We start from the raw sequence: 17,319 nt of genomic DNA on the forward strand, positions 1-17,319 counted from the left end.
TCCCGGCGACCAGTGGGGACCCGGGAGCCCGGTGACCCTCAGGTCGGGACGAGCCTGACCTGCGGGTGCCGCGCACCAGCGGTCCAGAGTACGGGCCGCCTGCCTGACCGGTCAAAACAGCACCGACCGGTCCTCACAGGGGCGCTATCGCCACCGATCCGACGGCGGCGGCGCACGCGGCGTCCACCGACTGGCCCTGCGAGCCCGGCTGGCAGCCGATGCTGACCTGCAGCGCCGACTCGACGACGACATACCAGCGGATCGGGGCACCCGAACCGGGGGTCTCGCGATAGCTGATGACCTCGCGTCCGGCGTAGCTGGTGGTCGCGGAGAACTCGGCCACCGAGGCCGCGCCCCGTTGACCGAGTCGGTTGCGCAGGCTGGTCGCCACCGACGCCGGTGTCGAGTCGGCCCGGACCGAGTTCTCGACCACCAGCAGACGACGGTCGTCAGATGGTGCGGCGATGCTGGTGAAGCCGATCGCGCCGGTGTCGTCGGCCGGGTCCGAGGTGCGGTTCCATCCCGACGGCACGGTCAGGGTCACGCGACCGATCTGCGCGGTGACACCCGCCGGCGCAGTCGGCTTCGCGTCGTCGCCGCCACCGGTCCACACGACTGCGGCGACCACGGCGATCACGGCCACCAGCCCGGCCGCGACCGCGGCGGCGAGCGCGGCGGCGAGCGTCGTGCGCGACACGCCCCGACTGGGCGTGGGAGGGCGCGGGGCCGGTGGGCGGGCCGGCCGTCGTGGGCCGAATCGGTGCAGCACCGCGCGGTCGATCGCCGCGAGACGCCCCGTGGGTGTCGCGTCGGCGAGGAGGTCGAGCACCTCGCGGACACGGCCGTCGCGGTCCCCGTCGACGAGGATCGCCTCGACCGTGTCGTCCACGAGGTCGCCGAGGCTGTCGGCGGGGACATCGGCGTCGAGGACGTGGGTGCGGGCGATGCGCCACCGGTCACGGGCCCGGTGCAGCCGGTGGACGTCGACGCGGTCGTCGTGGGCCTCCACGACGACGCAGACCTGCACCGACGACTCGAGATGGGTGGCGGCGATCAGCGCGGCGCGGGGGAGGTCGTCGACGACGGTGGTCGCCGAGTCGTCCAAGACGGCGTGCACCGCGGCGAGGACGACGTCGACGCGGCGACTCCCCCACGTGCTGGGGTGGGCGACCGTCACCGACGCCGGCTGCGTCCCACCGAGGACCTGTGCGACCGACGACGCCCAGGCGTCGCGGGTGGACCGGCGGCGACCGCCGACCACCACCGACGGGGCGTCTATCGCCGCGACGAGGGAGCCGATCCGGACCCCTGAACCCGTGGATGCCTCGAGGCGTCCGTAGGCGACGTCCACGACGACCCCGACACGCGGGGACGTGTCGACGGCGTGGGTCACCGGCGGGTCAGCCTGCGGTACGCGCGGGCCGCAACTCGCGCGGCAGCGCGAACGTGAGCGTCTCGTTGGCCGTGGTGACCGTCTCGACGGAGGAGTACCCGTGCTCGGCCAGCAGGTCGAGCACACCACGCACCAGCACCTCGGGCACCGACGCCCCTGAGGTGACACCGACAGTGGTCACGCCGTCGAGCCAGGCGGCGTCGATGTCGCGGGCGTAGTCGACCAGGTGGGACGCCGACGCACCGGCCTGCAACGCCACCTCGACCAGACGGACGGAGTTCGAGGAGTTGCGCGACCCGACGACGATCACGAGGTCGCACTGCGGCGCCATGGCCTTCACCGCGACCTGCCGGTTCTGGGTGGCGTAGCAGATGTCGTCGCTGGGCGGGTCCTGCAACAGCGGGAACCGCTCGCGCAGCTTCGAGACGGTCTCCATGGTCTCGTCGACCGACAGCGTCGTCTGCGACAGCCACACGAGCTTCGACTCGTCCCGCACCTCTACGGCCTCGACGCTCTCGGGTCCGTCGACGAGCTGGATGTGTTCAGGCGCCTCGCCTGCGGTCCCCTCGACCTCCTCGTGACCCTCGTGGCCGATGAGGAGGATGTCGTAGTCGTCGCGGGCGAAGCGCTTGGCCTCCTGGTGGACCTTCGTCACCAGCGGGCAGGCGGCGTCGATGGTGCGCAGGTTGCGCTGCGCCGCCGACGCGTGGACGGCCGGGGACACACCGTGCGCGGAGAACACGACCAGCGCGCCCTCGGGCACCTCGTCGGTCTCCTCCACGAACACCACGCCGCGCTCGGTGAGCGTCTCGACGACGTGCTTGTTGTGCACGATCTCCTTGCGGACGTACACGGGGGCGCCGTGCTTCTCGAGGGCGCGCTCGACCGTCTCGATGGCGCGATCGACACCCGCGCAGTACCCGCGCGGCTCGGCCAGGAGGACACGTTTGCCGGAATCGCTCATGAGCCCAGGATACGGGCTGTGCGCGGTGCCGGGGGACGCGCCCGCGCGCCGCGGTGGTGAGGCCGGGGGCGATGAGGCAAGCTCGTGCCATGATCCGCCCACCCTTCGCCGCCCGTGTGATGACCGGTCTGCTCGTCACCGCCATCGAGGAGACGAGGAAGCTCCCCACCACCGCGGTGACGCTCCCCATGACGGCCGTGAGCACCACCGTGCAGGTCGCCATGCGACTCCAGCAGAACATCGCGGAGCTGGCGATCAAGGGCGACGACGCTCTCGACTCGTGGTTCCACCGCGCGGAGGAGCAGCCGTCGTGGGCCACGTTCGACGAGGACCTGCCTCACGAGGACCTACGAGACGACTTCGGCGACGAGGACCCGACCACGGCGGTGACATCGCTGAGCGCGGTCCCCGACCCGACACCGGCACCTGCCGCCGAGGCTCCGACGGCCCCGGCCGAGAAGGCCCCCGCCAAGAAGACGTCGGCCGAGAAAGCGCCCCCGGCGACGGCCCCGGCCGCGAAGTCCGCCCCGGCGAAGAAGGCACCGGCGACGAAGGCCCCCGCCGCGAAGTCCGCGGCCACGAAGGCACCGGCGAAAAAGTCCGCGCCGTCGACCGGCGACGCCCCGTCGGGCGACGGTCCGGCCGGCCCCGACGCCGACGCGATCACCGCGAAGGGACGTTTCGCGCTGTACAGCGCGGCGCCGGACACCGTGTTGCGCTCCGAGGTCGACGCCGACCCGACGCCCACACCGGCGGACGCACCGGAGATCGTCGAGTTCCTCGACTACGACTCCCTGACCCTCGCGCAGCTGCGCGCGAAGATCCGCAGCATCGACGTCGACGACCTGCGGACCCTGGTCGACTACGAGCGCAGCCACCGTGGTCGGGCCCCGTTCGCCACGATGCTCGACAACCGGATCGCCGCCGCCGGCGCCAAGTGACCCCGGGCCCCGGCGGACCGGGCCCCTCCAGCCCCGGCGGGCCGGGCCGATCCACCCCGGACGCCCCGTGGCCGGTCCGCACCCTCAACGCGAAGATCGGCGACTGGATCCACCGCCTCGGCCAGGTGTGGGTCGAGGGCCAGATCACACAGATCAGCCGCAGGCCGGGGACCAAGACCGCGTTCCTGCAACTGCGGGATCCCTCGGCCGACATGTCGATCACCGTGACGTGCCAGCCGATCGTCCTCGACCGCGCGGAGGTGCCGCTCACCGAGGGCGCGCGCGTCGTGATGGCCGGGCGCCCGTCGTTCTACCCCGGCCGCGCGTCACTGTCGTTGCGGGTCACCGAGATCCGTCCGGTCGGCATCGGCGAGCTGCTGGCCCGGATCGAGCGCCTGCGTCGACTGCTCGACGCGGAGGGGCTGTTCGATGCCCGCCTGAAGCGACCGGTGCCGTTCCTCCCACGAGGCGTCGGACTGATCACGGGCCGTGCCGGTGCCGCCGAGCGGGACGTCCTGTCGGTCGCCCACGACCGCTGGCCCGCAGTGCGTTTCGAGGTCCGCAACACCCCGGTGCAGGGTCCGACGGCCGTCCCCGCGATCCTGCGCGCACTGGCCGACCTCGACGCCGACCCGGCTGTGGACGTCATCGTCATCGCCCGGGGCGGCGGCTCGGTCGAGGACCTGCTCCCCTTCTCCGACGAGGCGCTGTGCCGTGCCGTGTCCGTCGCGACCACACCGGTGGTGTCCGCGATCGGCCACGAACCCGACCATCCCCTGCTCGATCTCGTGGCGGACCTGCGCGCCGCGACACCCACCGACGCGGCGAAGCGGGTCGTGCCCGACGTGGCCGCGGAACTCGCCGGCCTCACCGAGATGCGCGCCCGCAGCGCAGGCGCCCTGAGGAACTGGGTCGCCCGCGAGAAGCACGCACTCGACTCGCTGCGCGCACGGCCGGTCCTCGCCGATCCCCTGCGACTCGTCGACGACCGCATCGATGCCGTCGAGCGCGCGGTCACGTCCGCGCGGCGGGAGATCGCCCGGTACGTGGGCTTCGAAGAGCATCGCATCGAGAACTTCGCCGCCCGGCTGGCGACACTCGGTCCCGCGCAGACCCTGGCCCGCGGCTACGCGGTGGTGCAGCGGCTGTCGGGCGACGAGGATCCGCATGTCGTCGGATCCGTGGACGACATGCCCATCGGCACCCAGCTGCGGGTCCGCGTGGTCGACGGGGCGATGCGCGCCGCCGTCATGCAGCCCGACCGCCCGCTGCGCGCCCCGCGCACCGCACCGACGAAGGACGACCGAGGATGAGCCCCGACAAGACCACCGACGAGCCCACGCCCATCGACGAACTGGGGTATGAGCAGGCCCGCGACGAGCTGGTGGCCGTGGTGAAGACCCTCGAACAGGGCGGGCTCGACCTCGACGCGTCGTTGGCGCTGTGGGAGCGCGGCGAGGCCCTGGCCCGTCGGTGCGAGGACCACCTGGAAGGGGCCCGCCGGCGGATCGAGACCGCGCTCGGTGAGGTCCCCGACGACGAGGACGGCGATCTCGAGGACGATTCCGACGACGACGAGGACTGACGCCGGCGGCGTCCTGACGTGCCCGAGTCGGCGGCGGGTCAGCCGACGGGCTGCGGCAGCGACCGGCGCGGGAGGACCTTCCCGGTGACCACGGCCTGCGCGAGCGTGGTGAAGTCCTTCTCGGATGCCTTGCTGTACAGGCCTATCCGCACGTCACCGAGGTCGGCGACCCAGATCGTCTTGTCGTCGGCGGCCGCGTACCGCACCCACTGCTGCCCGGCGGAGTCGATCGTCCCCTTGCCGAGCGGTTGGTCGTCGTCGAGGTAGTCGACGAGTCCGTCCTCGGTGGCGTCGGTCTGGCTGAGCTGCATGTAGACACCGTCGGTGGTGATGTATCCCACCGTGGAGACCGTCCGCCCGTCGATGCCGGCGCGGCTGCCCGAGTTCGGCTTCCACCCCTGCGGCGTCTGCGGCAGGCGGATGGGGAACGCCATCGACTGCGCGTCGGCGGTGAGACCGCCCCGGACGTCGTAGGCAGGGGTCTTGTCGTCGCTCGCACCGCCGGTGAGGCCCACCGAGCAGTTGCCGGACACCAGGGCGATGAGCAGGCAGATCCCCAGCAACGGGATCAACGACCACACCATGTCCTTGTGGTCGGTGAGGATCCGGGGTTTGGCGGGCACCAGACCAGTATCCACGCCGGTCGTGACAGGATCATCCACAACCCCGAGCGGCCGCGCGCCTGATGGCGCACGCCGGTGCCCGTCCCAGGAGGAATCGATGTCGCAGCCCGTCCGCAACCCGCAGGCCCCCGATCGGAACCTGGCGATGGAGTTGGTGCGGGTCACCGAGGCCGCCGCGCTGGCCGCCGGCCGGTGGGTCGGTCGTGGCGACAAGAACGGTGGCGACGGTGCCGCCGTCGACGCCATGCGTCAGCTCCTCTCGACCGTCTCCATGCGCGGTGTCGTCGTGATCGGCGAGGGCGAGAAGGACGAGGCGCCGATGCTCTACAACGGCGAGGAGGTCGGCAACGGCGAGGGCCCCGAGGTCGACGTCGCCGTCGATCCCATCGACGGCACCACCCTGATGGCCGAGGGACGACCGAACTCGATCGCCGTCATCGCGGTCTCCGAGCGCGGCACCATGTTCGACCCGTCGGCCGTGTTCTACATGGAGAAGATCGCCGTCGGCCCCGAGGCCGCCGGTGCGATCGACATCACCAAGCCGGTCGAGTGGAACGTCCAGGCCGTCGCCAAGGCCAAGGGCATCGAGGTCGGTGACGTGACCGTCGTCGTGCTCGACCGTCCCCGTCACGCCGACCTGATCGGCGAGATCCGTGCCGCGGGCGCCAAGATCCGCCTCATCTCCGACGGCGACGTCGCCGGGGCGATCGCCGCCGCGGGCGAGTACAGCTCCGTCGACATGCTCCTCGGCATCGGCGGCACCCCCGAGGGCATCATCACCGCCGTCGCGATGAAGTGCATGGGCGGCGAGATCCAGGGTCGCCTCTGGCCCAAGGACGACGCCGAGCGGCAGAAGGCGATCGACGCCGGCCACGACCTGGACCGCGTCCTCAAGACCGACGACCTCGTCAGCGGCGAGAACATGTTCTTCTGCGCGACCGGCGTCACCAACGGCGACATGCTCCGCGGTGTCACCTACCGCTCGAACGGCGCGACGACCCGCTCGCTGGTCATGCGCTCCAAGTCGGGCACCATCCGCCACATCGAGGGCACCCACAAGCTCACCAAGCTGCGCGAGTTCGCCTCCGTCGACTTCGGCGAGTAGTACCCCGGCCGGGAACCCGCCGTGAGCCGCTCCGGTTCCAGAGTTCCCGCTCCGGTTCCAGGGTCCCGCTCCGGTTCCAGGGTTCCCGCTCCACTTGTTCGAGGACGCTCCGCCTGCAGGCGGAGCGTCCTTCGACATATGAAGCGTCTGCGTCGCACGACCCCTGTAGGTGGAGCGGGACCACCAGAAGTGGAGCGTCTGCCCTGCAGGTGGAGCGCGTCGGCGCGCACGCGGGACCACGCGGCACCCGCTGCGGATACCCCCACTAAAGTTGCCCGCATGAGCAACGACGCTGCGTCCGGCGAGTACCGCATCGAGCACGACACCATGGGCGAGGTCCGCGTCCCCGCCGCCGCGCTGTGGCGCGCGCAGACCCAGCGTGCGGTGGAGAACTTCCCCATCTCCCACCGTCCGCTCGAGCGGACCCAGATCCGTGCGATGGGCCTGCTGAAGGCGGCGTGCGCACAGGTCAACAAGGACCTCGATCTCCTCGACGCGGAGAAGGCCGACGCCATCATCGCCGCCGCCACCGAGATCGCCGACGGCGCCCACGACGACCAGTTCCCCATCGACGTGTTCCAGACCGGCTCGGGCACCAGCTCGAACATGAACGCCAACGAGGTCATCGCGTCGATCGCCAAGGCCAATGGCATCGAGGTGCACCCCAACGACCACGTCAACATGTCGCAGTCGTCGAACGACACCTTCCCCACCGCCACCCACGTCGCGGCGACGGAAGCTGCTGCCACGGATCTGATCCCCGCGCTGAAGCACCTGCACGAGTCGCTCGCCGGGAAGGCATCGGAGTGGCGTGAGGTGGTCAAGTCCGGTCGCACCCATCTGATGGACGCCGTGCCGGTCACCCTGGGTCAGGAGTTCGGTGGCTACGCCCGCCAGGTCGAGGCCGGCATCGAGCGTGTCGAGGCGTCGCTGGTGCGCGTCGGCGAGCTCCCCATCGGCGGTACCGCCGTCGGTACCGGCCTGAACGCGCCCGCCGGGTTCGGCAGCAAGGTCGTCGCAGACCTGGTGTCGCGTACCGGGGTCGAGCAGCTGAGCCTGGCCAAGGACAACTTCGAGGCGCAGGCCGCCCGCGACGGTCTCGTCGAGCTGTCCGGCGTGCTCAAGACGATCGCGGTGTCGCTGACGAAGATCGCCAACGACGTCCGCTGGATGGGCTCCGGACCGCTCACCGGACTGGGCGAGATCCGTCTCCCCGACCTGCAGCCCGGCAGCTCGATCATGCCCGGCAAGGTCAATCCCGTTCTGCCCGAGGCGGTCACGCAGGTCGCCGCTCAGGTCATCGGCAACGACGCCGCCGTCACCTGGGGTGGCGGCAACGGTGCGTTCGAGCTGAACGTCTACATCCCGATGATGGCGCGCAACGTGCTGGAGTCACTGAAGCTGCTCGCCAACGTGTCCCGGCTCTTCGCCGACCGGTGCATCAGCGGCCTCGAGGCCAACACCGACCGCCTCAAGACCCTCGCGGAGAGCTCGCCGTCGATCGTGACGCCGCTGAACTCGGCGATCGGGTACGAGGAGGCGGCGGCCGTCGCGAAGCAGGCCCTCAAGGAGGGCAAGACGATCCGTGAGACGGTCATCGACCGCGGGCTCATCGGCGACAAGCTCTCCGAGGCCGAGCTCGACAGGCGCCTCGACGTGCTGAAGATGGCCAACCTCGACCACGAGCGCTGAGCCGCACCACCCTCCCGCGACACCAATCGACTCCCGCGACTGTGATCACAGTCGCGGGAGTCGTTCTCTGTCGCGGGAACGCAGCGAGACGCCTCCCTCTACTGAAACCGCCTCCCGCGACCGTCGACACGGTCGCGGGAGGCAGTTCTGGTCGCGGGGGTGATGCCCCGAGGCGTCAGCGCTTGAGCAGGAAGTACGTCGGCTTCAGCTTGTAGTCCGACGTGAGCAGCGCACCGAAACGTGATTCGCGGTTGTTCAGCGAGCCGGGATCGTTGGCGGTGTCACGGATCGTGTAGACGAACGCCGGGCCGGCGAACGGCAACTGCGCCAACGCCGCGAGCTCGGACGCGATGATGTCGCGCTGACCGTCGGGGGTGTTGCCGCCGAAACGCGCACCGTTGGACGGCGCACCCAACTCGGTGAACCAGATCTTCTTGCCGGCGTCGCCGTTGCGCACCATCAGTCCACGGACCGCGGCGATGTCGGTGTAGGCGCCGTTCGGGTTCGAGCCGATGCCGCCGGGGAACACGTAGGGATGCAGCGCGAGAGCGTCGAAGGAGTTCTTCGCGCCGAAGCGGTACAGGTCGTTGACGAAGGCGACCGGCGAGTCCGACCCCTGCATCGGGCTGAGACCGGCGGCGATGACCGTCGAGTTCGGCTGCACGGCCTTGATGGCCGGATAGGTGGCCCTGATCAGGCGCGCGTACGCCGCCGACTTGTTCGGGATGTTGCCGAAGAAGATGGGCAGGTTCGGCTCGTTCCAGATCTCCCAGTTGTTCACCTGGGAGCCGTAGCGCTGCACCGCGCGCTGGGCGAACACCGCGAAGTCGTTCGGGTTGGCGGGCGGTGCGGTCTTCAGCAGTCCGCCACCCTGCAGCAGCGGGGTGTAGGCGATGAGACCCAACACCCGCAGACCGCGGGCGCGAGCGGCGTTGATGACCCGGTCCGACGTGCTCCAGTTGTAGACACCGGGGCTCGTCTCGATCTGGCTGCGGTCGATCCCGAGGCGGATCCAGCTCGCGCTGGTCTGTCGCACCGTGTCCAGCGTGCGGTTCAGGTCGCCCTGGGAGTACTGCAGGAACTCTGCACCGGTGGCGAAACCGTAGCCGGCCGCCGGCGCGACCGGGGCGGCCGACGCCGGCGAGCCGACTCCGAGAGCGAGTGCCATGGTCGCGACGGCGCCGACGACGAGAGCACGCAGGGAGGTTCTGTTCACGCGGACATTGTTACATCATCGATATCGAGGTCTCGCATCGAGAACGCTGATTCACAGGTTCCGACGTGCGCCGTCACGCCTGCTGGGAGGCGAGACCGATGCGGATCACGGGATCGCGGGACGGGTCGAGCCACTGCAGGATCGACACCATCGTCGCCTTGTCCACGGCGACACATCCCTGCGTGGGCGAGCCGTCGGTGACGTGCAGGAAGATCCCGGATGCGTACCCGGGCCGCCGCTGCGGGTTGTGGGCGATGTTGACGGCGTAGTCGTAGACAGGGCCGCTGTCGTACAGGTTCTCGCTGTCGCCACCGGGGCTCGCCACCTGGCGGACGTGGGTGTTGTACGTCGGCGAGTTCGGGTTCTCGTCCCACCAGTCCTGCTTGTCGGCCTGGAAGTAGGGCAGCTTGGTGCCCGGGTTGGCCTGGCGGCCGAAGGCCTGGTCGAAGGCGAAGGTGCCCTCCGGGGTCCGCGACACGTCGTCGCGCGGCGCCCCGATCCCCTGCGATCCGACGAACGCCTTGACCGGTCCGATGACGGGCTTCCATGCACCGTCCACCTTGTCGAAGGCGGTGAGCGTCCCGGTGGTGTCCGACCGCGAGTTCACCGTCACGGTGACCATCTGGGTCGTCGACGGGAAGTCCGCCGGCCCGGCGACCGTCTCACCGGGTGCCGCGGACGCGGGCCCTGCGGCCACCGCCAGTCCCACGACGACCGCCACGGTCGGTACCGACACCACTGCGACTGCAGACCTCAGTCGCCTCATAAACCACATACGTCTCTCTGACACCAGAGAAGTATGCGTCCGAGGAGGGGCGTAGACGATAAACGTCCGGTCACAAGGAGGCGGCCGATTCGTCACCACCGGCGTGTCGCGCCGACACGACGCGACCGCCGGTGGTGACGGACATCACGACCCCACCCCGTGGGGCGTCACGCGCCGGGCGCGAACTCCTCCAACATCTCCGTAACCAGCGCCGCGATGGGCGAGCGCTCGCTGCGGGTCAGCGTGATGTGGGCGAACAGCGGGTGGCCCTTCAGTTTCTCGATCACGGCTGCGACGCCGTCGTGGCGACCCACCCGCAGATTGTCCCGCTGCGCGACGTCGTGGGTCAGCACCACCCGCGAACCGGCACCCAGTCGCGACAACACCGTGAGCAGGACGTTGCGCTCGAGGGACTGCGCCTCGTCGACGATGACGAACGAGTCGTGCAGCGACCGACCGCGGATGTGGGTGAGCGGAAGCACCTCGAGCATCCCCCGTGACAGGACCTCCTCGATCACCTCGGGGGATGCCAACCCCTCGAGGGTGTCGAAGACCGCCTGCGCCCAGGGGCCCATCTTGTCGGCCTCGCTGCCCGGCAGGTAGCCGAGTTGCTGACCGCCGACGGCGTACAGGGGACGGAACACGACCACCTTGCGATGGGTCCGGCGTTCGAGAACGGCCTCGAGGCCGGCACACAGGGCCAGCGCCGACTTGCCTGTGCCCGCCTTGCCGCCCAGCGAGACGATGCCGATGGATTCGTCCAGCAGCAGGTCGAGCGCCACGCGCTGTTCGGCCGAACGCCCGCGCAGGCCGAACGCCTCGCGCTCACCGCGGACCAGCTGCACACGCTTCTCCGGGGTCACGCGCCCCAGCGCGCTCGACGACCCACCGAGAAGGCGGACGCCGGTGTGGCACGGCAGTTCCCGGGCGTCGTCGATGTCGGTGACACCCTCGGCGAACAGCGCGTCGATGGTCGAGCTGGCGACGTCGAGCTCGGTCATGCCCGACCATCCGGACACGACGACGTCCTGCGCCCGGTACTCGTCGGCGGCGAGCCCGACCGCACCGGCCTTGACACGCAACGGGATGTCCTTGGACACCAACGTCACGTCCTTGCCCTCGGCGCGAAGGTTCAGGGCGCAGGCCAGGATTCGCGCGTCGTTGGTGTCGGTGCGGAAGCCGGCCGGCAGGACACGCGGGTCGGTGTGGTTGAGCTCCACCTGCAGGGTGCCGCCGTCGGTGCCGATCGGGACGGGCAGGTCGAGCCGACCGTGGGCGAGGCGGAGGTCGTCGAGCATCCGCAACGACTCGCGGGCGAACCATCCCAGTTCGTGGTGGTGACGTTTGCCCTCGAGCTCGCCGATCACCACCAGCGGGAGGATCACGCTGTGTTCCGCGAACCGGCTGACCGCCCAGGGGTCGGACAGCAACACGGAGGTGTCAAGGACGTAGGTGCGAGTGGTCACGAGGGCTCCTCAGGTCGACGCGGCGCCCGCGTTGACTGATGTCGACACCGACCGGCCGGTCCATGGGACCGGGGCCGGTCCGTCTCGCGCTGGGTGACCAGCTCACGAATAGAACCTCCCGGACGAACCGCTTCCCCACGGCCCGTCACGCGTCAACGTACGCCCGCCGACTCGCCGCCGACGCCACCCGCGCACCGCGTGTCCGTGAACAACAGGTAACCGGCGGCGACGCCGCGGCGACGTGGCGACGACCTCGTCACCGAGTGGTCATCCGCAGGTCGCGGCACCTGCGCCTCGTCGTCGCCCGTGACTGGTCGGGTGGTCCCCATGACCCGTGTCGAGACCCCCGTCGTGTCCGTCGGCGCCGACAAGACCGTGCGCTCCGGCCTCACCCGGCGCCGGTTCCTCACCTGGACCGGCGTGAGCGCCGCGGTGGCGTTCACCCCCGGCCTGTTCGCGGACTCACTGTCCGCCGCCTCCCCGGCGCGGCCCGGTGACCACCCGTTCACGCTCGGTGTGGCCTCCGGGGATCCCCTCCCCGACGGCGTCGTGCTGTGGACACGACTCGCGCCGACACCGCTGGCCCGCGGCGCCGGGATGGGCGTCACCCCGGTCCCCGTCGCGTGGCAGGTCGCCACCGACGAGGCCATGACCCGCATCATCCGCACCGGCGTCGAGATCGCCACGGCAGCCGACGGTTTCACCGTGCACGCCGACGTCCGCGGTCTGCGCCCGAACACCGAGTACTTCTACCGGTTCCGTGCGAACGGTCACCTCTCCGACGTCGGGCGCACGCGTACCGCCCCCCTCGCCGGCGCCCCGCTGGCCGCGCTGACGTTCGCGTGGGCGTCGTGCCAGTCCTGGGCGGACGGCTACTTCCCCGCCTTCGACGACATGGCCTCCGCCGCACCGGATGTGGTGTTCCACCTCGGCGACTACGTCTACGAGAAGAGCGTCGGGGCGACCGGCGGTCGACGCAACACGACAGCCGTTCCGGCGTCGGCGCTGTCGGAGATGACGACGCTCGACGACTACCGCGAGCGCTACGCCCTGTACAAGCTGGACCCGCAACTCCAACGCGCACACCGGACGAGCCCGTTCATCACGGTCTTCGACGACCACGAGGTCGAGAACAACTGGGCGGGACCGATCTCCGAGGACGACGCACCCATCCCCGAGTTCCTCGCCCGACGCGCACAGGCCCTCAAGGCGTGGTGGGAGAACACACCGGTCCGCGCCGTACAGCGTCCCCGCGGTGCGGACGTGCAGGCGTTCCGGCGATTTGACTACGGCGACCTGGTGCGGTTCAGCGTCCTCGACACCCGCCAGTACCGCAGCGATCAGGTCAACGGCGACAACGACTCCCCGCAGAACGCCCTGACCGCGGACCCACGACGCACCATCACCGGTGCCCGACAGGAGCGGTGGATCCTCGACGGTTTCGCCTCGAGCCGTCAACGGTGGAACGTCCTGGCGCACCAGACCACCATCGCCGACCTGGCGCGGGAGAAGAACGGCGTCCGCGCGGTGAGCATGGACGGTTGGAGCGGGTACGAGGCGTCGCGCGCCCGCATCCTCGACGGCGCGCGCGACCGGCGCACGCGCAACCTCGTGTCCATCGTCGGTGACATCCACCGCAACGTCGTGTCCGACCTGCGGTCGACGTACACCCGCGACTCCCCCACCGTCGGTGTGGAACTCGCGGGGACGTCGATCGCGTCGGGCAAGGACGGGGCCGACAGCGACACCAGCGACCAGCAGTTGAAGGCCGCGTCACCGCACGTGCGGTTCGGCAACGCCCAGCGGGGCTACGTGCTCAACCGCGTGTCCCGACAGGCCTGGGAGGCGGAGTTCCGGGTGTCGGACTCCATCGCCTCACCGCAGGAACGGTTGCACCGTCGGGCGGTGGTCACCATCCCGGACGGACAGCCCCGGGTCGACGTCAGGGCCTGACAGGACCGGGCGGGGCCTGACGGGACCGGTCAGGCTTCGGCGCGCGCGAGCACCTTCTGGCGGGCGGCCTCGGCGTCGTCCCCGAGACCGTCGAGCGTCCGCAGGCCCAACGTGTCCACGAGAGCGACCGCGGCAGCACGGAAGGCGTCTGCCCCGATGTAGGACTCGGGGATGAGCCCGGCCTTGTCGGCGAGATCGACGATGTCGCTGCCGATGGGGCGGTTCAGGGAGAACGCCTCCTCGACGGCGATGACGGTCGCGTCGGGCTGTGCCGTCAGCGCGGCGTTGAGGAAGTTGGCGAAGGTGCTCGCCTGCACGGCGTCGTCGGTGGCGACGTTGCGGAGGATGCCGGCGAGGCTCTCCGACGCGACGTCCTCGGCGAGGTGCTTCGCGAACCAGGCCGACAGGTTCTCGTGCACGGCCATCACGGCGAGGCAGGCCGCCGGCGACATCGAGCGCGACTTCTCGTTCTGCTCGTAGCCGTGGGTCACATGCGACAGGCGCAGCGCCTCGAACCACTCGGGATCGACAGCGCGCGTGACCAGCAGGTGGTCGCGCAGTGCGATCGAGTGCCGGTTGTCCTCGGCGGTCCAGCGACCGACGAGGGCGCGCCACTCGGAGAACGGGGGGAAGTTGACGCCGAGGATGCGGTGGAACGACGGCAGGTTGTCCTTGGTGAGGAGCAGCGCGAGGACGGCCACCCGGGTCTCCTCGGGCATCGTCGAGTCCGACTCCTCCCAGTCGGCGCCGCCGAGGAACGCGTAGTTGCGACCGTCGTCCCAGGGGACGAGGTCATGCGGGTTCCAGGTGATGGCGTTGCGCTCGTGCTCCTCGGTCAGCTCCGGCAGCGCCTTCTCGAGCACCAGGATCAGATCGTCGTCAGCGTTGTCCGTCACGAGGAACCAGGATAGGCACTCGCGCGCCGCGTCCCCAATCCCCCGTCACGAACTGGGAGATGTCACGCACCCGGGCATGTCAGGCACGGACGGGGGTGCTGAGCATCCCCCACTCCTCGAGCCCGTCGTAGAGCGGGAAGTCCAGTGCGAGCTGCGAGACGCGACCACGCAGGGCGGAGACGTCGGACCCGGCGCCACCGGCCAGTGCGGTGGCGACGATGTCGGCGACCTCGGTGAACTGTTCGGCGCCGAAGCCACGGGTCGCCAGGGCCGGCGTCCCGATACGGAGGCCGGAGGTGACCATCGGCGGCCGCGGGTCGAACGGCACGGCGTTGCGGTTCACCGTGATGCCGACCTGGTGCAGGAGGTCCTCGGCCTGCTGACCGTCGAGTTCGCTGTGCCGCAGGTCGACCAGGACGAGGTGGACGTCCGTGCCGCCGGTGAGCACCGACACGCCCGCCGAGGCGACGTCGGAGCCGGTGAGGCGATCGGCGAGGATCCGTGCGCCCTCGAGGGTGCGCTGCTGACGATCGACGAACTCGTCGCTCATCGCGATCTTGAAGGTGACGGCCTTCGCCGCGATCGCGTGCATGAGCGGTCCGCCCTGCTGACCGGGGAACACCGCGGAGTTGAGCTTCTTGGCCCACTCCTTCTTGGCCAGGATCAGACCCGAGCGCGGACCACCCAGGGTCTTGTGGACAGTGGTCGACACCACATCGGCGTAGGGCACCGGCGACGGGTGCACGCCCGCCGCGACCAGACCGGCGAAGTGCGCCATGTCGACCCAGAGGTGTGCACCGACCTCGTCGGCGATGGACCGGAACGCCTCGAAGTCGAGGGTGCGGGGGTAGGCCGACCAGCCGGCGACGATCACCTTCGGCTTCTCGGCGACAGCGATCCGGCGCACCTCGTCCATGTCGATGCGGTGGTCGGACTCGCTCACGCCGTACGCCGCGGTGGCGTAGAGCTTGCCCGAGAAGTTCAGCCGCATGCCGTGGGTCAGGTGTCCGCCGTGGGCGAGGTCGAGGCCGAGCAGCTTCTCGCCGGGCTCCATGAGGGTCATCAGCACCGCGGCGTTGGCCGAGGCACCCGAATGCGGCTGGACGTTCGCGAACTCCGCGCCGAACAGCTCCTTGGCGCGGTCGCGGGCGATGTCCTCCACGACGTCGACGTACTCGCAGCCGCCGTAGTACCGACGACCCGGGTACCCCTCGGCGTACTTGTTCGTCAGGACGCTGCCCTGGGCCTGCAGCACCGCGCGCGGCACGAAGTTCTCCGACGCGATCATCTCGAGGGTGTCGCGCTGGCGGCTCAGTTCGCCGTTCATCGCGGCGGCGACGTCGGGGTCGATCTCGGCCAGCGAGGCGGTGGTCAGGTCGTCAGCGCTCATGGCCACAGTCTATGGCGAGACGCTCAGGCCGCGAGTTCGGCCCTGAGCTGCGCCGGTGTCAGCGGCTCGTCCAGGAGACGTCCGAACCGCCGCAGCCTGTCGGCGTGCGGGTCCGCGTCGAGCCAGTCGCCGAGCAGCCGGTACCCCTCGACGTAGGTGCTGATGTAGGCGCGCCACAGCGGCGAGGAGAGGAACCGCAGCATCTGCCGGGCACGGGCCGGCGTGGCGAGGAGCCAGCGCTGGAGGTACTCCCCGACGGTGTCGGCATCCTGTCCGCGGTCGTGCAGGAGCAGCGCCGCGTCCTGGCGGACACCGAGCAGTCCCCCGGTGGCGCGCCCGATCCGTTCGGCGCGGTCTCCGTCGAAGCGCAGCCCGAGATCGGCGTAGATCTCCTGCGCCCACCGTCCCCACCCGTCACCGACCGCGGCATGCAGAGCGTGGTCGGCCAGGCCCTCGGCCATCAGGCACTGCGGGGTGTTGACCAGGAACAACGTCTGTTCCTCCTGACCTCCGCCGACGAGGATCTGCTCCTTGCGACAGTGCTCGGTGTGATGGCCCGGGTAGGCCTCGTGCGCGATGAGATGCGGCAGCGAGGCCATGTACTGGGTGAGATCGCCGTTGATGGCCACCCGCGACCGGTAGTCGCCGAGGTAGTAGTTGAACCCCGACCACGGCTTGTCGGAGACGACCTCGATCTCGACCGTCTCCACGTCGGGCAGCGGGTGGGTCGCGCGGACCCGGTCGCGCAGGGCAGAGGTGAACGCGGCGACGCACTCGTCGAGGCGATCGGCCGGGATCTCGTCGGAGGTCCGATGGGCCTGGTAGCGCTCCGCCAGGGACGGGCCGGCGGGCAGCAGCGCGTCGAGTTCGGCGTGCGCGGCGCGGTAGACCTCGGGGTCCTCGAGGGCGATGTCGACGTCGAAGTAGGCCCGCACCTCGTCGACGAAACCGATCTCCTCCCCCGCGAAGTGACCCGCGGAACACTCCATCGCCGTCAGGTGGGCGTCGAGGAACCCGCGACGGTCGGCGGGCAGCGACGACCCGGCGATGTCGGTGCGGAGTCCGCGGATCCGGTCACGCAGGTGGGCGGGGTCGGGGCGGGGGCCGTCGACGGACTCGGCACGCAGGCGCGGGTCACCGGTGTAGGCGTCGACGAATCCGTCCTCGAGCCGGTCGAAGGCGAGGCCGACACGGAGGTACTCGGTGACGAGGGCGTCGCGGGGCATGACAGCGACGGTAGCCACCCCCGGGTTCCGGGGCGCGTCGGCATCGGTGACACTTGTCGGCATGTCGCGTGACACCCCGACCGGCTTCGGCCTCGTGATCGGG

General features: G+C 70.4%; 15 protein-coding genes. 6 read left to right on the forward strand and 9 right to left on the reverse strand.

The window, feature by feature from the left end; all coding sequences use genetic code 11:
• Positions 1-133 precede the first annotated feature (133 nt).
• On the reverse strand, positions 134-1,393 hold the full coding sequence (locus LX14_RS00425) for a type VII secretion-associated protein (protein WP_253645330.1): 1,260 nt from the start codon (positions 1,391-1,393) through the stop codon (positions 134-136).
• Between the two features lie 7 nt (positions 1,394-1,400).
• Positions 1,401-2,357, reverse strand: coding sequence for a 4-hydroxy-3-methylbut-2-enyl diphosphate reductase (locus tag LX14_RS00430; protein ID WP_253645331.1), 957 nt, complete (start codon positions 2,355-2,357; stop codon positions 1,401-1,403).
• Between the two features lie 89 nt (positions 2,358-2,446).
• Between LX14_RS00430 and LX14_RS00435 the strand changes: the two genes are divergently transcribed.
• The 3 genes from LX14_RS00435 to LX14_RS00445 are packed head-to-tail and all read left to right on the forward strand — an operon-like array spanning position 2,447 to position 4,883.
• Positions 2,447-3,298 (forward strand): lipid droplet-associated protein, encoded by an 852-nt coding sequence (locus tag LX14_RS00435; protein ID WP_253645332.1) that lies wholly within the window; start codon positions 2,447-2,449, stop codon positions 3,296-3,298.
• The gene (xseA, locus tag LX14_RS00440) at positions 3,295-4,611 is read left to right on the forward strand and encodes an exodeoxyribonuclease VII large subunit (RefSeq protein WP_253645333.1); all 1,317 of its coding nucleotides are present in this window, start codon (positions 3,295-3,297) and stop codon (positions 4,609-4,611) included. The genes LX14_RS00435 and xseA overlap by 4 nt, the downstream gene beginning before the upstream one ends.
• A complete protein-coding gene (locus LX14_RS00445; protein ID WP_253645334.1) occupies positions 4,608-4,883 on the forward strand; it encodes an exodeoxyribonuclease VII small subunit in 276 nt (91 codons plus the stop codon). The genes xseA and LX14_RS00445 overlap by 4 nt, the downstream gene beginning before the upstream one ends.
• 38 nt (positions 4,884-4,921) lie before the next feature.
• Here the strand turns inward: LX14_RS00445 and LX14_RS00450 are convergent, their stop codons facing one another.
• Positions 4,922-5,506: a DUF4245 domain-containing protein gene (locus LX14_RS00450; protein WP_253645335.1), complete on the reverse strand. Its 585-nt coding sequence runs from the start codon at positions 5,504-5,506 to the stop codon at positions 4,922-4,924.
• Positions 5,507-5,603: 97 nt separating this feature from the next.
• Here LX14_RS00450 and glpX point away from each other — a divergent pair, with 97 nt between their 5' ends.
• Both glpX and LX14_RS00460 read left to right on the forward strand, forming a co-directional pair.
• Positions 5,604-6,611 carry a class II fructose-bisphosphatase gene (gene glpX / locus LX14_RS00455; RefSeq protein ID WP_253645336.1) on the forward strand — a complete coding sequence of 336 codons (1,008 nt, stop codon included), beginning with the start codon at positions 5,604-5,606 and terminating at the stop codon, positions 6,609-6,611.
• A 279-nt stretch (positions 6,612-6,890) separates the two neighbouring features.
• On the forward strand, positions 6,891-8,303 hold the full coding sequence (locus LX14_RS00460; RefSeq protein ID WP_253645337.1) for a class II fumarate hydratase: 1,413 nt from the start codon (positions 6,891-6,893) through the stop codon (positions 8,301-8,303).
• Between the two features lie 175 nt (positions 8,304-8,478).
• On the opposite strand, the gene LX14_RS00465 is transcribed toward LX14_RS00460, so the two are convergent.
• The 3 genes from LX14_RS00465 to phoH2 all read right to left on the reverse strand — a co-directional run bounded on the left by LX14_RS00465 (position 8,479) and on the right by phoH2 (position 11,751).
• Complete coding sequence (locus LX14_RS00465; protein WP_253645338.1) at positions 8,479-9,519, reverse strand: hypothetical protein; 1,041 nt, start codon at positions 9,517-9,519, stop codon at positions 8,479-8,481.
• A 73-nt stretch (positions 9,520-9,592) separates the two neighbouring features.
• A complete protein-coding gene (locus LX14_RS00470; RefSeq protein WP_308214053.1) occupies positions 9,593-10,255 on the reverse strand; it encodes a L,D-transpeptidase family protein in 663 nt (220 codons plus the stop codon).
• A 197-nt stretch (positions 10,256-10,452) separates the two neighbouring features.
• Positions 10,453-11,751, reverse strand: a complete 1,299-nt coding sequence (phoH2, locus tag LX14_RS00475; RefSeq protein WP_253645339.1) for an RNA 5'-3' helicase PhoH2 — start codon at positions 11,749-11,751, stop codon at positions 10,453-10,455.
• Positions 11,752-12,078: 327 nt separating this feature from the next.
• Here phoH2 and LX14_RS00480 point away from each other — a divergent pair, with 327 nt between their 5' ends.
• Positions 12,079-13,704, forward strand: a complete 1,626-nt coding sequence (locus LX14_RS00480) for an alkaline phosphatase D family protein (protein ID WP_253645340.1) — start codon at positions 12,079-12,081, stop codon at positions 13,702-13,704.
• A 29-nt stretch (positions 13,705-13,733) separates the two neighbouring features.
• Here LX14_RS00480 and LX14_RS00485 read toward each other — a convergent pair whose 3' ends face one another.
• The 3 genes from LX14_RS00485 to LX14_RS00495 form a co-directional block, all read right to left on the reverse strand.
• Positions 13,734-14,600, reverse strand: a complete 867-nt coding sequence (locus tag LX14_RS00485) for an acyl-ACP desaturase (RefSeq protein WP_253645341.1) — start codon at positions 14,598-14,600, stop codon at positions 13,734-13,736.
• Between the two features lie 79 nt (positions 14,601-14,679).
• Positions 14,680-15,990, reverse strand: a complete 1,311-nt coding sequence (gene glyA / locus LX14_RS00490) for a serine hydroxymethyltransferase (protein ID WP_253645342.1) — start codon at positions 15,988-15,990, stop codon at positions 14,680-14,682.
• Between the two features lie 23 nt (positions 15,991-16,013).
• The gene (locus tag LX14_RS00495; RefSeq protein WP_253645343.1) at positions 16,014-17,216 is read right to left on the reverse strand and encodes a DUF885 domain-containing protein; all 1,203 of its coding nucleotides are present in this window, start codon (positions 17,214-17,216) and stop codon (positions 16,014-16,016) included.
• Positions 17,217-17,319: the final 103 nt, after the last annotated feature.

The organism is Williamsia deligens (assembly GCF_024171765.1).
GTDB classification, from domain to species: Bacteria; Actinomycetota; Actinomycetes; order Mycobacteriales; family Mycobacteriaceae; genus Williamsia_A; species Williamsia_A deligens.